Genomic DNA, 16211 nt, shown 5'->3' with positions numbered 1-16211 from the left:
GGTGGTTGTAGGCAGGCGCGGCGCACCGCGCCGTCGACGAGGCACCAACGAAGAGGGCCCTACGTGATCACTTCTCAAGACGTCCACGCAGCCGCTACCCGGATCGCCGGCAGGGTGATCCGCACCCCCGTGGTGCACAGCGATGCGATTAGCCGGATTACCGGCGCGGACGTCTGGCTGAAGCTGGACACGCTGCAGGTCACCGGCGCGTTCAAGGAGCGCGGCGCCGCCAACCGGCTCGCGCTGCTCTCCGCGGAGGAGCGCGCGGCCGGAGTCGTGGCGATGTCGGCGGGGAACCATGCCCAGGCGGTCGCGCGACACGCAGCGCTGCTCGGCATCCGCGCGGTGATCGTGATGCCCGCCTTCACCCCCTCCACCAAGGTCACCCGCACCGCGCGCTGGGGCGCCGAGGTCGTGCTGCACGGCACGACCCTGGCGGAAGCCGCCGCGCACGCCCATCACCTCGCCGGCGAGCAGGGGCTGGTGTTCGTCCACCCCTATGACGACGACGCGGTGATCGCGGGTCAGGGCACGCTCGCGCTCGAACTGATCGAGGATGTGCCCGAGCTCGACACGCTGGCGATCCCGGTCGGCGGCGGCGGCCTGGTCGCAGGCGCGGCGCTTGCAGCGCAGGGCGCCGGCCGGCCGATCGTGACCTATGGGGTGGAGGTCGAGAGCTATGCGGCCATGGCGCAGGAACTGGCGGGCACGCCCGTCAGCGTCGGCGGCGCGACCGTGGCGGAAGGCATTGCCGTCCGCGACGTCGGACGAAAGCCGCTGGAGATCGTGCGCCAGCTGGTGAAGCAGGTGCTGACCGTGCCCGAACGCGCGATCGAGAGCGCGATCGCGCTCTTGGCCGAGGAAGCCAAGATCGTCGCCGAGGGCGCAGGAGCGACCGGCGTCGCCGCGCTGCTGACCTATCCGGAGCTGTTCCGTGGCCGCAAGGTCGGGGTGCCGGTGTGCGGGGCGAACATCGACAATCGCGCGCTCGCCAATGTGCTCCAGCGGGTGATGGTCCGCGACGGGCGGCTGATGCGGCTGATCCTCGACATTCCCGATCGCCCGGGCGTGCTCGGCGAGATCTCGACGCGGATCGGCGCGGCCGGGGCCAACATCATCGAGGTGTCGCACCATCGGCTCTTCACCTCCCCCAGCGTCCAGGCGGCGCGGCTGGAGGTGATGTTCGAGGCACGCGACGCGACCCACAGCGATGCCGTGGTGGCCGCGCTGCAGGAGCATTATGCGGTGACGCGACTCTGAAGGCGTTTCGCCGGCGACCGGGTCGCCGGCGGTTCAGTCGCCGATCGTCAGCACAATCTTGCCGACATGGTCGCCCGCCTCCATGCGGCGGTGCGCCTCGGCGGCTTGCGAGAGCGGGAAGCTGCGGTCCATCAGCGGGCGCAGCTTGCCATCGATCACGAAGGGCCAGACCAGGCGCGCGATCTCCTCGGTGACCAGCGTCTTGAACTCCGCATCGCGCGGCCGCAGCGTCGAGCCGGTCAGCGTCAGCCGACGGCGCATCACCTGCCAGATCGGGATCGTCGCCTCCGCCCCGCGTTGCACGGCGATCGAGACGTGGCGCCCGTCCTCGGCCAGGCACTTCAGGTTGCGCGGCACATAGTCGCCGCCGACCATGTCGAGCACCGCCGCGACGCCGGCGCCACCGGTGATCGCCTTGACCCGATCGACGAAATCCTCGGTCCTGTAGTTGATCGCGTGGGTCGCGCCGTGCGCCAGCGCCGCCGCCGCCTTGTCGTCGGAGCCGACCGTCACGATGATCTCGACCCCGAACAGCGCGCACAGGCTGATCGCCATGGTGCCGATGCCGCTGGTGCCACCATGGACCAGCACCGTATCGCCGGCCTGGACATAGGCGCGCTCGAACAGGTTGGTCCACACGGTGAACAGCGTCTCCGGCAGCGCCGCGGCCTCTGCCATCGAGAGGCAATCGGGGACCGGCAGGCACTGGCCTGCGGGCGCCAGCGCATATCCGGCATAGCCGCCGCCGGCCAGCAGCGCGCAGACGGCGGCACCCACCAGGCCCGGATCCACGCCCTCGCCGATGGCGGCGACCGTGCCGGCAACTTCAAGGCCGGGGATGGAAGGCGCGCCGGGCGGCGGCGGGTAATTGCCCGCGCGCTGGAGCAGGTCGGGCCGGTTCACGCCGGCCGCCGCCACCCGGATCAGCACTTCGCCGGGCCCCGGCTGCGGGATCGGACGGTCGACCGGCACCAGCGCCTCGGGCCCGCCCGCCCCCTCCGGGTCGATCGCGATCATGGTACCCGGAATGCTCTCGGGAAGGTTCATCGGCATGTGGCTCCCATTGCTTCCCCGCGCGTTGCCCAGCGTTATTGACATCGTGCAAAGGAGGGTCAACGCTGTGCCGATGGACGCCGAGGATTTTCTGCCGCGTCGCAAAGACGATCCGCTGGCGCAGCTGGCCCGCGAGGACCTGGACCCGTTGTCGGTCGCGGAGCTCCACGCACGCATCGCGGCGCTGGAGGCGGAGATCGCCCGCTGCCGAAGCCAGGCCGAACGCGCAACGACCCATCGGGCCAGCGCCGACGCGCTCTTCCGAAGGTGACCACCGGGGCGCTGGTCACGGGAACGTTCCTGGAACGCCGGGACGGGCTACCGCTTGATGCGGGCCCCTTGCGTTCCGACATAGATGCAAACGGCCGATGCACGCTCGTCGGCCCGGTTGGAGTATCCGTCTGATGCCATCCTTTGCCTCCGCCCTCGAAAGCACGCTGCACAAGGCGCTCGAGGCTGCGTCCACTCGCCGGCACGAATATGCCACGCTCGAGCACCTGCTGTTCGCGCTGGTCGAGGACGAACATGCGTCCAAGGTCATGAACGCCTGCGGGGTCGACCTGGGCGAACTCAAGGCGACCGTCGCCCAATATCTCGACACCGAACTCGACGCCCTCAAGGTCGATTCGGCCACCGATCCCTCGCCCACCTCGGGCTTCCAGCGCGTCGTCCAGCGCGCGATCCTTCACGTCCAGTCCTCCGGCCGCGACGAAGTGACCGGCGCCAACGTGCTCGTTGCGCTGTTTTCCGAACGGGAAAGCTACGCCGTCTACTTCCTCCAGCAGCAGGACATGAGCAGGCTCGATGCGGTCAGCTATATCAGCCACGGCGTCGGCAAGGGCGCTTCGCCGTCCGAGGCACGCGAAGTGAAGGGCGCGGACGAGGAGAAGCCCAAGGCCGATCCCAAGGGCAAGGGCGAGAGCGCGCTGAAGCAGTTCTGCGTCGACCTCAACGAAAAGGCCAAGAATGGGAAGGTCGATCCCCTTATCGGCCGCTCGGCCGAAGTCGATCGCACGGTGCAGATCCTGTGCCGTCGCTCCAAGAACAACCCGCTCTACGTGGGCGATCCGGGCGTCGGCAAGACCGCGATCGCCGAAGGCCTGGCCCGCAAGATCGTCGAAGGCGACGTGCCTGAGGTGCTGCTGCCCGCGGTCATCTATTCGCTCGACATGGGCGCGCTGCTCGCCGGCACCCGCTATCGCGGCGATTTCGAAGAGCGGCTGAAGCAGGTCGTCAACGAGCTCGAGAAGCTGCCGCACGCGATCCTGTTCATCGACGAGATCCACACGGTGATCGGCGCCGGCGCCACCTCGGGCGGGGCGATGGACGCGTCGAACCTCCTGAAGCCGGCGCTGTCGGGCGGCGCGATCCGCTGCATCGGCTCGACCACCTACAAGGAATTCCGCAACCACTTCGAAAAGGATCGCGCGCTGCTGCGCCGGTTCCAGAAGATCGACGTCAACGAGCCGTCGGTCGAGGACACGATCAAGATCCTGACCGGGCTGCGCACCGCGTTCGAGGGGCACCATTCGGTGAAATACACCCCGGACGCGATCAAGTCGGCCGTCGAGCTGTCGGCGCGCTACATCAACGACCGCAAGCTGCCCGACAAGGCGATCGACGTGATCGATGAGGTGGGCGCGATGCAGATGCTGGTCGCCCCGTCCAAGCGCAAGAAGACGATCACCACGCGCGAGGTGGAGGCGGTGATCGCGACGATGGCGCGCATTCCGCCCAAGTCGGTGTCGACCGACGACACGCGCGTGCTCGCCAATCTGGAAACCGACCTCAAGCGCGTCGTGTTCGGCCAGGACGAGGCGATCCAGGTGCTGTCCTCGGCGATCAAGCTCAGCCGCGCGGGGCTTCGCGATCCGGACAAGCCGATCGGCAACTACCTCTTCTCCGGCCCGACCGGCGTCGGCAAGACCGAGGTCGCGCGCCAGCTCGCCGAGATCCTGGGCATTCCGCTCCAGCGCTTCGACATGTCCGAATATATGGAGCGCCACTCGGTCAGCCGGCTGATCGGTGCCCCTCCGGGCTATGTCGGCTACGACCAGGGCGGGCTGTTGACCGATGCGGTCGACCAGAACCCGCATTCGGTGCTGCTGCTCGACGAGATCGAGAAGGCGCATCCGGACCTGTTCAACATCCTGTTGCAGGTGATGGACAACGGCAAGCTGACCGACCACCACGGCAAGACCGTCGACTTCCGCAACACCATCCTGATCATGACCACCAACGCCGGTGCGTCGGACATGGCCAAGGAGTCGATCGGCTTCGGCCAGATCAGCCGCGAGGACGTGCAGGAAGAGGCAGTGAAGAAGCTCTTCACGCCGGAGTTCCGCAACCGCCTCGATGCGATCGTGCCGTTCGGGTATCTGCCGACCGAGGTCGTCGAGCGGGTGGTGGAGAAGTTCATCCTCCAGCTCGAGCTGCAGCTCGCCGACCGTAACGTCCACATCCAGCTGGACGAGGCGGCCAAGAGCTGGCTGACCGAGCGCGGCTATGACAAGCTGTATGGCGCGCGGCCGATGGGCCGGCTGATCCAGGAGAAGGTCAAGCAGCCGCTTGCCGAGGAGCTGCTGTTCGGCAAGCTCGTCCACGGCGGCGAGGTGTCGGTGAAGCTGAAGGACGGCGCGCTCGCCTTCGAGATCACGCCCGCTGCGCCGCGCAAGCCCAAGAAGGGCGGCAAGGCCAAGGCGCCCGCCAAGGCATAACGTCTCTCCAGCCCCGGTCCTCGCGACCGGGGCCCACCCTTTTCCCTTCCTTGCGCTTAACGGATTTTTCGCACGGCGCGCGATAGGTCCGATCGCGTGAGCTGGAGCTTGAATCGACTGGCGCGGATCGTCTGCGCATTGGTGTGGGCGGGTCTCGCCCTCACTCCGGCGGCCGCCGCACCACCCAAGAACGGCGCATCACTCCAGGTCTGTGTCCGGCCGGATGCGGGCGGGCTGACGCCGCGAAGCCTTTTCGCACAGCCCCGGAGCTTCGACTGCGCGACCCCGCAGCGATCCTGGGGACCAGGCGATTATTGGCTCCTCTCCAGCCCGGTGACGCTCCGTCCTCTGCCCGGCGAGCCGCTTCGGGTCCGGTCCGGAAGCGTCTGGATCCGCGGCATGTCCCTCTACGCGCTCTATGCCGACGGACATGTCGCCTCGATCACGGTGGACCAGCGCGGGCTTACCCAGCACCTCCAGCTCGGTGCGCTGATTGAGTTCGCGCTGCCTGTGCGGAGCGCGCCCGTGACGCGGCTGCTCTGGCATGTGGAGGGAGCAGCGAACGTCCGAGGCATCGTGCTCGGGCCCCGGCTCCTCACGCGAGCGGAGGCCGAACGCCAGACGCTGGGATTGGCGGCGATCTACGCAGCCTTCGCAGGTCTCTGCATCGCGCTCATCGTCTACAATCTCGCGCTGTGGAAGGCGCTGCGTCACCGGTTCCAGCTCGCCTACTGCGCGATGCTGGTTTGCCTGTTGTTCTATGCGGCATCCTCGTCGGCGGCGCTCGCCTGGCTGCTGCCGGACATCCACAACAACCAGCGGATCACCATCAATTATGTGATGCTCGCCTGGGCAGGCGCGGCGGCACTCGCCTTCAGCCGGAGCTTCTTCGAGGCGCGAATCTTCGATGGTTGGGTGGGCCGACTCACGGAACTGTCGGCGGCGGGCATGGCGGTGCTGGGGCTGCTGTTCCTGCTGATCGCCCCGGTGAACATCCACGTTCTCGACGCGCTGTTTTCGTTGTCCTTCCTGGGACTGATCGCCGTGATCGCACCGATCCTGTGGCGGGCGTGGCGGCGGCGAAGCAATTATCTGTGGCTGTTCGCACTGACCTGGTCGTCGCCGGTCGCCATGGTGATCGTGCGGGTCTCCAGCAACTTCGGGCTGCTTGGGTGGAGCTTCTGGATCGACAACAGCACCGTGCTTGCGATGAGCGCCGAGGCACTGCTCACCAGCCTGGCGATCGCCTATCGCATCCGGCTGCTGAGCCTGGAGCGGGATGCCGCGGTCCGTCAGGAGATCAGCACGCGGCGCCTTGCCGACACCGATCCGCTCACCGGCCTGCTGAACCGCCGCGCCTTCCTGGCCCAGGCGATCGGCCGCACCGCGGAACAGCAGCTGCTCGTGGCGGACATCGATCATTTCAAGCGGATCAACGACGCCATCGGCCACGATGGCGGCGACGAGGTGCTGCGGGTGGTGTCCCGCACCCTCCGCCGCGCCCTGCCGGCGGGAACCGTCATCGCGCGGATCGGAGGCGAGGAATTCGCGATCCTCGCCGATTCGCGCGCCGCACTGAACCCGGAGGCGCTACTCGCGTCGCTCCGCACGGCGGCGATGCCCTACGGGTTGAAGGTCACGGCGAGCATCGGCAGCTGCATCGGGCCGTTGGCGACGGAAGCCGACTGGCAGCAGCTCTATCACCAAGCCGACGCCGCCCTGTTCGCTGCCAAGCACGCCGGCCGGGATCGCGTGCACTGGGCCGAGCCGTCGCGCAACGCCGCATAGGAAAAGGGGCGACGCTCCGGCGCCGCCCCTCGATGCTATTGCTCGTCGCCCATCCGCAGCGCGGCGATGAAGGCTTCCTGCGGGATGCTGACCGAGCCATACTCGCGCATCTTCGCCTTGCCCTTCTTCTGCTTCTCCAGAAGCTTGCGCTTGCGGGTGGCGTCGCCGCCATAGCATTTGGCGGTCACGTCCTTGCGCATGGCGCTGATCGTCTCGCGCGCGATCACCTTGCCGCCGATCGCCGCCTGGATCGGGATCTTGAACATGTGCCTGGGGATCAGTTCCTTCAGCCGCTCGACCATGCCGCGGCCGCGCACTTCGGCGGTGCCGCGGTGGACGATCATGCTCAGCGCATCGACCGGCTCCTCGTTGACCAGGATGCTCATCTTGACGAGGTCGCCCTCGCGATAGCCGATCTGCTCATAGTCGAAGCTGGCATAGCCCTTCGACAGCGACTTGAGCCGATCGTAGAAGTCGAACACGACTTCGTTGAGCGGCAGTTCGTACGTCGCCTGCGCGCGGCCGCTGACGTAGGTCAGGTTCTTCTGGATGCCGCGCCGGTCCTGGCACAGCTTGAGGATCGAGCCCAGATATTCGTCGGGAACGTAGATCGTCGCCTCGATCCACGGCTCGCTAATGGTCGCGATCTTGTTGGGATCGGGCATGTCGGCCGGGTTGTGCAGGTCGATCTTGGTGACGCCTGCGGGATCGGGATGGGTCAGCTGGATCTCGTACACCACCGACGGCGCGGTGGTGATGAGGTCGAGGTCGTATTCGCGGGTCAGCCGCTCCTGGATGATCTCCAGGTGGAGCAGCCCCAGGAAGCCGCAGCGGAAGCCGAAGCCCAGCGCCGCGCTGGTTTCCATCTCGAAGCTGAAGCTTGCGTCGTTGAGCCGCAGCTTGCTGATCGATTCGCGCAGCTTGTCGAAGTCGTTGGCGTCGACCGGGAACAGCCCGCAGAACACCACCGGCTGCACTTCCTTAAAGCCCGGCACGGCTTCGGCCGCCGGACGCTTGGCATCGGTGATGGTGTCGCCGACCGCGGTCTGCGCGACTTCCTTGATCTGCGCGGTGATGAAGCCGATCTCGCCCGGGCCGAGGTCGGTCAGCTGCTCGATCTTGGGCCGGAAGCAGCCGACGCGGTCCACCAGATGGGTGGTGCCCGCGTTCATGAACTTGATCTGCTGGCCCTTCTTCAGCGTGCCGTCGATCACGCGGACCAGGATCACGACGCCCAGATACGGGTCGTACCAGCTGTCGACGAGCATCGCCTTGAGCGGCGCCCCCGCGTCGCCCTTGGGTGCGGGGATGCGCTCGACCACCGTGTCGAGAATTTCCTCGATGCCGATGCCCGCCTTTGCGGAGGCAAGAACCGCGTGCGACGTATCGAGGCCGATCAAATCCTCGATCTCGACCTTCACCCGCTCCGGCTCGGCGGCCGGCAGGTCGATCTTGTTGATGACCGGGATGATCTCGTGATCGTGCTCGATCGACTGATAGACGTTGGCGAGCGTCTGCGCCTCGACACCCTGCGCCGCGTCCACCACCAAGAGCGCGCCTTCGCACGCGGCCAGGCTGCGCGATACTTCATAGGCGAAGTCGACGTGGCCGGGCGTGTCCATCAGGTTCAGGACATGGCCCTTCCACTCCAGGCGCACGGTCTGCGCCTTGATGGTGATGCCGCGTTCCTTCTCGATCTCCATGTTGTCGAGCACCTGCGCCGACATCTCGCGGTCGGAGAGGCCCCCGGTGCGCTGGATCAGCCGGTCCGCAAGCGTCGATTTGCCGTGATCGATGTGCGCGATGATCGAGAAATTGCGGATCTTGCTGAGTTCTGTCGCCATGATTGCGCGCGGTTAGCACCCGGCCGGGCCGATGCGAAGGGGGCGCGCGCGCAGACCGGCATCCCGGCGGCAGAAAAGCGCAAAAGAGGCGCTTGCCACCGCCAGAATCGCTGATATAAGCCGCCGCCTGCCACCTGGTCAGCGACTGGGCGGCATCGGTCGGGGAATAGCTCAGCCTGGTAGAGCACTGTGTTCGGGACGCAGGGGCCGGAGGTTCGAATCCTCTTTCCCCGACCATTTACTTCCAAGACATCGATGACACACCCCTTCGCGGGGAGCGTTCGCCGAAGCGAGCGTGGCCCGGATCACGGCCTGTCGCTCCGGCTCCCGGTGCCCGCTAGCGCGAACTCCGCGTAGCCGGGGCCTTGCTCCGCACGAACGCCTCTGCCTCGGCATGGCTGATCTGCTCGACCGGACCGAAGACCTCCTTCGAGCAATCGGTGCTCGCCTCGACATCTTCGTCTGCCTGCACCTCCGCAAGCGAGGGGATGTGGCCGTCCAGTCGGTAGCGGATGGACCAGCTCGCCACCGAGATCGCCATCGGCGCATCGAATGCGTACACCGCAAGGAAGCCCTGCCGCTTGCCCGGCGCGGCAACGAGGAAATAGTTCGTCCCCTCGGAGACCATCGCCGAGCAGTACAGCGCCTTCACTTGGAAGCCCCTGCTCCGAAGCGCCTGTACCGGATCGAAGCCGAAGGGGTGCCCGGGCGGCCCGTCCCATTCGAAGGTGAGTTCCGGGACCATACCGGCGTTGGGCGCCAGCACGGTGCCGCCCGCTAGCCTCCCGACGTTCCGAAGCGTTTCCTCGGCCGAAGATGGCGCGTCTATCCACCGGATCGGTGAGTCCTTCGCCCGCAGCGTAGCGAGGGTCGGCGTGCCGACGGCATTCGCGTCCGGGGCGAGCGCGAGCAGGGTTTCGGCCAGCGCCTCCATCGGCGCGGACGTCCCTCCTTTCTGCCGGCCAAGGGCGGGGGCTTGCACCGCGCCCGCAGCCGCCAGAGCGGCAAGGCAGACACGCGCAACAACGGCATGACGCATTTTCGACCCCTTCCCTGCGGTGCTTTGGACATCCTCGACCGCCGCGGTGCCGACATACCGCGCGGGCGATGGTGCAGGTCAAGCGGCCGCGCGCCGCGTCTTTGTGCACCCGCAGCATTGTATCGCAGACTCCAGACGCCAAATTGAAGGTTCATGTCTTTGCACCTCCCGCACGGACTCGATCCGCGCAATTTCCTTCGCCCGCGGCGTCGCGGCATCGCTTCCGTCCACTCCGAAGTGCGCGACGGCATCGTGCCGGCGGGCGAGCGGATCGCCGAGACCACCGATCAACAGGGCGGCGCGCCGGCGAGCGCCAACTACCGGACGGTCGCGCTGATCATCGCCTGCGCGATGTTCATGGAGAACCTCGACGCCACCGTGCTCGCCACGGCGCTTCCCACGATGGCACGGGATTTCGGCGTCCGCGCGCCGGAGATGAGCATCGCCCTCACCTCCTATCTGCTCGCGCTCGCCATGTTCATCCCCGCATCGGGCTTCGTCGCCGACCGTTTCGGTGCCAAGCCGGTGTTCCGCTGGGCGATCGCAGTGTTCGTGCTGGGCTCGCTTGCCTGCGGCCTCGCGCCCAATCTGCCCACGATGGCGGTCGCGCGCTTCCTGCAGGGGATCGGCGGCGCGATGATGATGCCGGTCGGCCGGCTGGTGCTGCTGCGCTCGGTGGCGAAGCGCGACATGGTGTCGGCGATGTCGTGGCTGATCATGCCCGCGCTGATCGGGCCGATCCTGGGGCCGCCGGTGGGTGGCTTCATCGTCACCTATGCCGACTGGCGGTGGATCTTCTGGCTCAACCTGCCGATCGGCCTCGTTGGCTTCGTGTTGGTGGGCAAGTTCATCGCCGACCTTCGCGAGGGGGAAGCGCAGCCATTCGATCGAACCGGCTTCATCCTCTCGGCGGCAGCACTGGGTTGCCTGCTGCTGGGGTTCGAGATGGTGAGCCGGTCCGAAGGGGCAGGCATCGGGGTGCCGCTGATCGTCGTCGGGGCGGTCGCGGGCCTGTTCTATCTGCTGCACGCACGCCGCCTCGAACACCCGATTCTCGACCTTTCCCTGATGCGCGTCCCCACCTTCCGGCTTTCCGTCCTGGGAGGGTCGCTGGCGCGCATCACCCAGGGCGCGCAGCCGTTCCTCCTGCCGCTGATGATGCAGCTGGGCTTCGGCCTCACGGCCGCGCAGAGCGGCGCGATGACAGTCGCCACCGCGATCGGCTCGTTCGGGATGAAAGGCGTGGCGCGCCGCCTGCTCCATCGCTTCGGCTTCCGGTCGAGCCTGGTGGTGATGGGCGTGCTCGGCACGGCCGCCTATGCGGTCTGCGGCCTGTTCCGCCCGGATTGGCCGCTGGCCGCGATCTTCGCGGTGCTGGTGGTCTCGGGCTTCCTGATGTCGTTCCAGTTCACTGCCTACAACACCATCGCCTATGACGAGATCGGCAAGGAGCGGATGAGCGCGGCGACCAGCTTCTACTCGACCTTCCAGCAGCTGATGCTGTCGCTCGGCATCTGCACGGCCAGCGTCGCGCTGCAAGTGTCGATGGACGCCAGCGGCCGGGCGAGCCCGGGCTTTCCCGACTTCTCCGCCGCCTTCTGGACGGTGACGGCAATCTCGCTGGCGGCGCTGTTCGTGAACCTGCGCTTCGATCCACAGGCGGGCGCCGAGCTGAGCGGGCGGGCTAAGCCGGCGTAATCCGATCCGCGGCTTGCCGCCGGGTGGTGCGCTGCATAGACCCGAGCCATTGGAATCTGTGGGGATCGTCGATGCGCTCTGGTCTGTTTGCCTTGCTGCTCCTGGCCGGGGCGACTTTGCCCGGCAGCGCGACCGTCGCCAAGCCCGCAGCCCCCGCCGCGGCTTCCGCACAGGACGCCGCGTTCGAGGCGCTCGGCAAGCGCTTCCTGGACGAGATGGCGCGGCTGCGACCGACCTATGCGACCTATCTGGGCGACCATCGCTTCGACGCGCAGGTCGACGACCTGTCCGCCGCGGGCCGCGGGCGGGAAGTGGCGGCGCTCCGGCGAACCCAGGCGGCCTTGGGGCGGATCGACCGCAGCAAGCTCAGCCGCGAGAACCAGGTCGATGCGGCGCTGCTTGCGAACGAGCTCGCCTATCAGCTGTGGACGATCGAGACGCTGAAGCCCCACAAATGGGATCCGCAGGGCGCCAACGAGTCCATCTCCGGCGGACTCTATCTGCTGGCGGCGCGCGGCTTCGCGCCATGGCCGCAGCGGCTGCAGGCGGCGATCGCGCGGATGGAGAAGACGCCGCAGCTGTTCCAGCAGATGCGCGCCAGCCTGGTGCCGGCGCGCGTGCCGGAGGTATTCGCCAGGACCGTGGCACAGCAGAACTCGGGCGTGCTCCAGATCGCCGAGGGGATGCTGGCGCCGCACAAGGACGAGCTTCCAGCTGCCGACCAGAAGCGGTTCGACGCGGCGCTTGCGACGCTCAGGACGGCGGTTGCCGACCAGCAGAAATGGCTCGACACGGTGCTGGTGCCGCAAGCGAAGGGGGACTTTCGGCTCGGCGCGGCGCGCTACGACCAGAAGCTGCGCTTTGCGCTGGTGACCGACCTCTCCCGGCCCGAGATCAAGGCGCGGGCGCTCAAGGCCAAGGCGGATGCGCGGGCGGAGATGTATGCGATCGCGCGCACCGTGCTGGCGGGCAAGCCGAACGCACCGGCGCTCCCCGCCTCCCCCACGGCGGACCAGCAGCAAAAGGCGATCGAGGCGGCGCTGGAGCTGACCTATGCCAAGCATCCCGCCCGCGACGGCGTGATCCCGGAGGCGACGAAGACGCTCCAGCAGGCGACCGCGTTCGTGCGCGCCAAGAACCTCATCACCGTGCCCGACACGCCCGTCCAGATCATCGAGATGCCCAAGTTCCGCCAGGGCGTGGCGGTCGCCTATTGCGACAGCCCCGGACCGTTCGAAAAGCAGCTCGGCACCTTCTTTGCCGTCTCTCCGATCCCCGAGGACTGGAGCGATGCGCAGGCGGAGTCGTTCCTGCGCGAGTACAACGACTACATGATCCACGACCTGAGCGTGCACGAGGCGATGCCGGGGCATTACCTCCAGATCGCGCACGCCAACGAATATCCGTCGATGCTGCGCGCGGTGCTCGCCTCCGGACCGTTCATTGAGGGCTGGGCGGTCTATGCCGAGGGAATGATGGCGGATCAGGGCTATCTGAACGGCGATCCGCTGTTCAAGCTGACCGTCCTCAAGATGCGGCTGCGCTCGATCACCAACACGCTGCTCGACATCGGCATCCATACCGAGGGGATGACTGAGGCGCAGGCGATGGAGCTGATGATGCAGGGCGCGTTCCAGCAGGAGCGCGAGGCCGCCGGCAAGTGGACGCGCGCACGCCTCTCCTCCACCCAGCTGCTGAGCTATTTCGTCGGCTACTCCGAGCATCTGGAACTGCGCGCGGCGGCGGAGGCGCGCAACGGCGCGGCGTTCGACCTGAAGCGCTACAACGATGCGGTGCTGGCGCACGGGTCGCCGCCGGTTCGCTACGTCCGTGCGCTGATGCTGGGCGAGGCCATCCACTAGGGCGAGCCCGCCTCCTCGGATCATTTGCCGCTGCCGGTGGTTGCTGGCGGACGATCCGAGGGAGAAGCCGATTGCCCGAACCCAGCGCCGCGCCGTGCCTCTCCTGTCTGCGGCAGGGGTAAGGGCGTGTACCTGCTCTTCATCCTGTTCGCGGCCGGCGCCGGCATCACCAGTGCGCTCCAGTCGGGCACCAACAATGCGCTGCAAAAGGCGCTGGGCACGCAGCTGTGGACGGTCTCGATCGTCTCGCTCGTGACCTTGACCGTATCGCTGCTGTTGTCGCTGGCAGCGGGCGAGCGGCTGCCGAGCGGCCAGGCGATCGCGCAGGCGCCGTGGTGGTCATGGACCGGGGGCGTGCTCGGCATCGTGTTCGTGCTGGCAACCGTCTATGCCTCCCCTCGGCTCGGCGCCGGGCTGTTCGTCGCGCTGATCGTCACCGCCTCGACCGTCGCTGCGCTGGTGCTCGACCATTTCGGCTGGATGGGGTTCGAGGTGCACCAGGCGGGTCTCGGCCGCATCGCCGGCGCGGTGCTGATGATCCTCGGCGTGGCGCTGATCTCGATCTTCTAGCCAGCCGGCTTGCGAGGCGGCACGAAGGCGGGCGCTTCGGGCGGGACCGCGGCGTTGCGCCAGCGGGCGACCGGCACCACCACCGGCCCGTTCTCGCCCTCGCGCCGCTGGATGAGGGTAGCGCCCTGCTGGGCGGTGCCGCCGATCGTCGCCCGGGTGCGCACCCAGAAGGTGTTGGAGCGGAGGCCGGCGCCGGGAGGCATGGTCACGCCTTCGTCGGCCAAGTCCTGGAGCGACAGGAACCCCTGGCGGGTACGGGTCGCCACCAGCCGCTCGGCTACCACCGGGTCGCCGAACAGCACCGCCATCAGTTCGGGCGAGGCGGCGTTCAGGTTGATCGTCGTGCTGCCCGGCAGTGCCGTCGCCAGCCGCTCGAGCCGGTCGGCGAGCTCCGGCGGTATCCCGGAGTAGCGCAGGGGACGCAGGTCGCTGATCGGGCCATATTCGCGGATCAACCCGACCGCAAAGGCGAGCTGGTCGTCGTCGAACCCGGCCGCGCGGCCGATCTTCGCGAACAGCAGCTGGGCCGAGAGGTCGTCCTTGCGCACGGCATTGACGTTGAAGCGCCCCTCGGCATCCGCGATCGCCAGGTCGAAGCGCCCCCCCTCAATCGGCACATCGCTGTCGGCGATCGCCCCCCAGGGTTCGCTCGCATAGTCGGCGTCCGGCGCGTCGCGGGCATCCCGGCGGAGCGCCACCAGCGCCGAGGTCTCGCCGCCGCGCACGATCGCGAGGGCGCGCGCGGCTTCCCGGGAGCGGATCGCGCGGTCCAGCGCGATTTCCTCGCGGCTGATGAGCAGCAGCACGATGCCGCTGGCGATGGCCACGAACATCAGCACGTTGACGAGGATCATGCCCTCGTCGCCAGGCGTCCGCCCGCTCATTTCGGCTCGGCCGCCGGAAGCGGGAGCGTGACGACGCGGCGGACGGTGCCTGCCATGCCGCTGGGGGCGGAGACTGCGAGCTCGACCGCCACGGCGCGCGGCCAGGTGTCGACCCGCTCCTCGTCGGGGGGCCAGGAGTCGAGCCAGGCGCCGTCGAAATAGCGCCAGCGCGCCGACTGGACGCCGCCGAGCACCCGCTGCGCCCGGCCGTCGACGGTGCGGACGAACAGGCCGTCGGCGAGGGTGTAGGTTACGGCGAGTGCGGGGCCGCCGAAGCCGCCGGCAGCACGCGAGAACGCGACCCGGCCGCCGTCCCCCTGCACGCGCCCGCGCGCGAGTTGGTCGAAGTCGCTGCCCACCACGAACATCGCGCGCTGCACCTCGGCAATGCGATCCAGCCGCTTTTCGGTCCGGCCCTGGACCGAGAGAATGCTGTCGACCAGCGTGACGCCCGCGACGGCGATCAGCGCGAACAGGCCGAGCGAGATCATCAGCTCGATGAGGGTGAAACCGCCCTCCCCGTGCCGGGCCGGATGCGTCACGCGCCCTGGCTCACCGCCACCTTGGAGTAGCCGTCGCGGCCGCCGAGCAGGATCGCGAAGCTGCGCGCGCAGCTGCCATCGGTGCGGAAGCGGACGGCGCCCGTCGCGCACGGGAAGCCGCTCTCGGCAAGCAGCCCCTCGCGATTGAGCGTGTTGGTGGCACGCAGCTGGCGAGCGATGCCGGCCGCGTCATAGGCGAGCGCCGCGATGGTGCCCGGCCGACCGCCGTTGCGCGCGGCATAGGCACCGGCAAAGCCCTCGAACGCCTCCGGATCGGGGCTGGCGATCCACGCGCCTTCGAGCGCGGCGAGCGCTTCCGGGCGATAGTCCACGCCCTGGAAGCTCGCGAGCAGCTGCACGCCGGCATCGCGCAACGCGCGGGCGGCGGCGAGAAGCGTCGCACCGCCACCCGGCACCAGCACCGCATCGGGCGCATCGCCGACCGCGGGCAAGGGCGCGCCGGGAGCGACCGTGACCGTCCGCACCGTCATGCCGAGCTCCGCCTCCATCGCCTTGGCCGCGTCCACGGAGGCGACGGACCAGGGGCCGCCGTCGCCGATCACCAGCACGGTCCGCACGCCCCGGGACCGCGCATAACGCAGGATCGCCTGGGTGCTCTGCGACGCGCCGATGCCGAACAGGAAGGCGCCGCTGTTGCGCAGTGCCATGTCGTTGGAGAAGGCGAGCACCGGCACCTTTCCGCCGGCCGCCTGCACCACCGCCGGCACCTCCGCCGCGGTGAGCGGCCCGAGCAGCATGCCGGCTTTCGCCTTCAACGCGAGCCGCGCCGCAGCGGCAGCCCCCGCCGGGGTGCCGGCGGTGTCGAACACGCGCAGCATTCCCGTTTCGGCCGGTGCGCCGGATTGCGGAAGCATCGCCGCCTGCTGCATGCTAAGGCCCAGCGCCGCATGGCTGCCGGTCAACGGCACCAGCAGCGCCACGGGCCGGGTTTCC

Annotated in this window: 13 protein-coding genes and 1 tRNA gene; 8 read left to right on the top strand and 6 right to left on the bottom strand. The window is 68.3% G+C overall.

Features of this window, described 5'->3' with window-relative positions:
* The first annotated feature begins 63 nt into the window (after positions 1 to 63).
* Complete coding sequence (locus EO081_RS00370) at positions 64 to 1260, top strand: threonine ammonia-lyase (protein WP_129340009.1); 1197 nt, start codon at positions 64 to 66, stop codon at positions 1258 to 1260.
* 33 nt (positions 1261 to 1293) lie between these two features.
* Here the strand turns inward: EO081_RS00370 and EO081_RS00365 are convergent, their stop codons facing one another.
* Entirely contained in the window at positions 1294 to 2313 is a 1020-nt protein-coding gene (locus EO081_RS00365; protein ID WP_240697479.1) for an NAD(P)H-quinone oxidoreductase, read from the bottom strand.
* A 73-nt stretch (positions 2314 to 2386) separates the two neighbouring features.
* On the opposite strand from EO081_RS00365, the gene EO081_RS00360 reads away from it, so the two are divergent.
* The 3 genes from EO081_RS00360 to EO081_RS00350 all read left to right on the top strand — a co-directional run bounded on the left by EO081_RS00360 (position 2387) and on the right by EO081_RS00350 (position 6818).
* Entirely contained in the window at positions 2387 to 2584 is a 198-nt protein-coding gene (locus EO081_RS00360; RefSeq protein WP_129340008.1) for a DUF1192 domain-containing protein, read from the top strand.
* A gap of 133 nt (positions 2585 to 2717) precedes the next feature.
* Positions 2718 to 5030: an ATP-dependent Clp protease ATP-binding subunit ClpA gene (clpA, locus tag EO081_RS00355; protein WP_129340007.1), complete on the top strand. Its 2313-nt coding sequence runs from the start codon at positions 2718 to 2720 to the stop codon at positions 5028 to 5030.
* Between the two features lie 399 nt (positions 5031 to 5429).
* Positions 5430 to 6818 carry a GGDEF domain-containing protein gene (locus tag EO081_RS00350; RefSeq protein WP_240697478.1) on the top strand — a complete coding sequence of 463 codons (1389 nt, stop codon included), beginning with the start codon at positions 5430 to 5432 and terminating at the stop codon, positions 6816 to 6818.
* 35 nt (positions 6819 to 6853) lie between these two features.
* On the opposite strand, the gene lepA is transcribed toward EO081_RS00350, so the two are convergent.
* Positions 6854 to 8662 carry a translation elongation factor 4 gene (gene lepA, locus EO081_RS00345; protein WP_129340006.1) on the bottom strand — a complete coding sequence of 603 codons (1809 nt, stop codon included), beginning with the start codon at positions 8660 to 8662 and terminating at the stop codon, positions 6854 to 6856.
* Positions 8663 to 8822: 160 nt separating this feature from the next.
* On the opposite strand from lepA, the gene EO081_RS00340 reads away from it, so the two are divergent.
* Positions 8823 to 8899: transfer RNA gene (locus tag EO081_RS00340), tRNA-Pro, on the top strand.
* Between the two features lie 100 nt (positions 8900 to 8999).
* Here EO081_RS00340 and EO081_RS00335 read toward each other — a convergent pair.
* Complete coding sequence (locus EO081_RS00335) at positions 9000 to 9596, bottom strand: hypothetical protein (protein WP_129340005.1); 597 nt, start codon at positions 9594 to 9596, stop codon at positions 9000 to 9002.
* Between the two features lie 258 nt (positions 9597 to 9854).
* Between EO081_RS00335 and EO081_RS00330 the strand changes: the two genes are divergently transcribed.
* The 3 genes from EO081_RS00330 (at position 9855) to EO081_RS00320 (ending at position 13831) form a co-directional block, all read left to right on the top strand.
* Complete coding sequence (locus EO081_RS00330) at positions 9855 to 11399, top strand: MDR family MFS transporter (protein ID WP_129340004.1); 1545 nt, start codon at positions 9855 to 9857, stop codon at positions 11397 to 11399.
* 71 nt (positions 11400 to 11470) lie between these two features.
* Positions 11471 to 13261: a DUF885 domain-containing protein gene (locus EO081_RS00325; RefSeq protein ID WP_129340003.1), complete on the top strand. Its 1791-nt coding sequence runs from the start codon at positions 11471 to 11473 to the stop codon at positions 13259 to 13261.
* A gap of 126 nt (positions 13262 to 13387) precedes the next feature.
* Positions 13388 to 13831 (top strand): DMT family transporter, encoded by a 444-nt coding sequence (locus tag EO081_RS00320; protein ID WP_165284412.1) that lies wholly within the window; start codon positions 13388 to 13390, stop codon positions 13829 to 13831.
* Here EO081_RS00320 and EO081_RS00315 read toward each other — a convergent pair.
* Genes EO081_RS00315 through EO081_RS00305 form a run of 3 tightly spaced genes read right to left on the bottom strand, consistent with a single transcriptional unit; the run spans position 13828 to position 16198 of the window.
* Complete coding sequence (locus tag EO081_RS00315; protein WP_129340001.1) at positions 13828 to 14715, bottom strand: type II secretion system minor pseudopilin; 888 nt, start codon at positions 14713 to 14715, stop codon at positions 13828 to 13830. The genes EO081_RS00320 and EO081_RS00315 overlap by 4 nt on opposite strands.
* Positions 14712 to 15257, bottom strand: a complete 546-nt coding sequence (locus EO081_RS00310) for a type II secretion system protein GspJ (RefSeq protein ID WP_240697477.1) — start codon at positions 15255 to 15257, stop codon at positions 14712 to 14714. Before EO081_RS00310 ends, EO081_RS00315 begins: the two co-directional genes overlap by 4 nt.
* Positions 15254 to 16198, bottom strand: coding sequence for an ABC transporter substrate-binding protein (locus tag EO081_RS00305; RefSeq protein WP_240697476.1), 945 nt, complete (start codon positions 16196 to 16198; stop codon positions 15254 to 15256). Before EO081_RS00305 ends, EO081_RS00310 begins: the two co-directional genes overlap by 4 nt.
* Positions 16199 to 16211 lie beyond the last annotated feature (13 nt).

The sequence above is a fragment of the Sphingomonas desiccabilis genome (assembly GCF_004135605.1).
Classification (GTDB): domain Bacteria; phylum Pseudomonadota; class Alphaproteobacteria; order Sphingomonadales; family Sphingomonadaceae; genus Sphingomonas; species Sphingomonas desiccabilis.
The sequence above is the reverse complement of the archived record's forward strand: the minus strand, read 5'-3'. Positions and strand labels throughout refer to the sequence as shown.

What these genes read in the sequence shown, in the direction of transcription:
- EO081_RS00315 (WP_129340001.1), bottom strand. Translation starts at nt 14,715, where the DNA reads ATGAGCGGGCGGACGCCTGGCGACGAGGGCATGATCCTCGTCAACGTG.
- clpA (WP_129340007.1), top strand. Translation starts at nt 2,718, where the DNA reads ATGCCATCCTTTGCCTCCGCCCTCGAAAGCACGCTGCACAAGGCGCTC.
- EO081_RS00360 (WP_129340008.1), top strand. Translation starts at nt 2,387, where the DNA reads ATGGACGCCGAGGATTTTCTGCCGCGTCGCAAAGACGATCCGCTGGCG.
- EO081_RS00335 (WP_129340005.1), bottom strand. Translation starts at nt 9,596, where the DNA reads ATGGAGGCGCTGGCCGAAACCCTGCTCGCGCTCGCCCCGGACGCGAAT.
- lepA (WP_129340006.1), bottom strand. Translation starts at nt 8,662, where the DNA reads ATGGCGACAGAACTCAGCAAGATCCGCAATTTCTCGATCATCGCGCAC.
- EO081_RS00325 (WP_129340003.1), top strand. Translation starts at nt 11,471, where the DNA reads ATGCGCTCTGGTCTGTTTGCCTTGCTGCTCCTGGCCGGGGCGACTTTG.
- EO081_RS00330 (WP_129340004.1), top strand. Translation starts at nt 9,855, where the DNA reads ATGTCTTTGCACCTCCCGCACGGACTCGATCCGCGCAATTTCCTTCGC.
- EO081_RS00365 (WP_240697479.1), bottom strand. Translation starts at nt 2,313, where the DNA reads ATGCCGATGAACCTTCCCGAGAGCATTCCGGGTACCATGATCGCGATC.
- EO081_RS00350 (WP_240697478.1), top strand. Translation starts at nt 5,430, where the DNA reads ATGTCCCTCTACGCGCTCTATGCCGACGGACATGTCGCCTCGATCACG.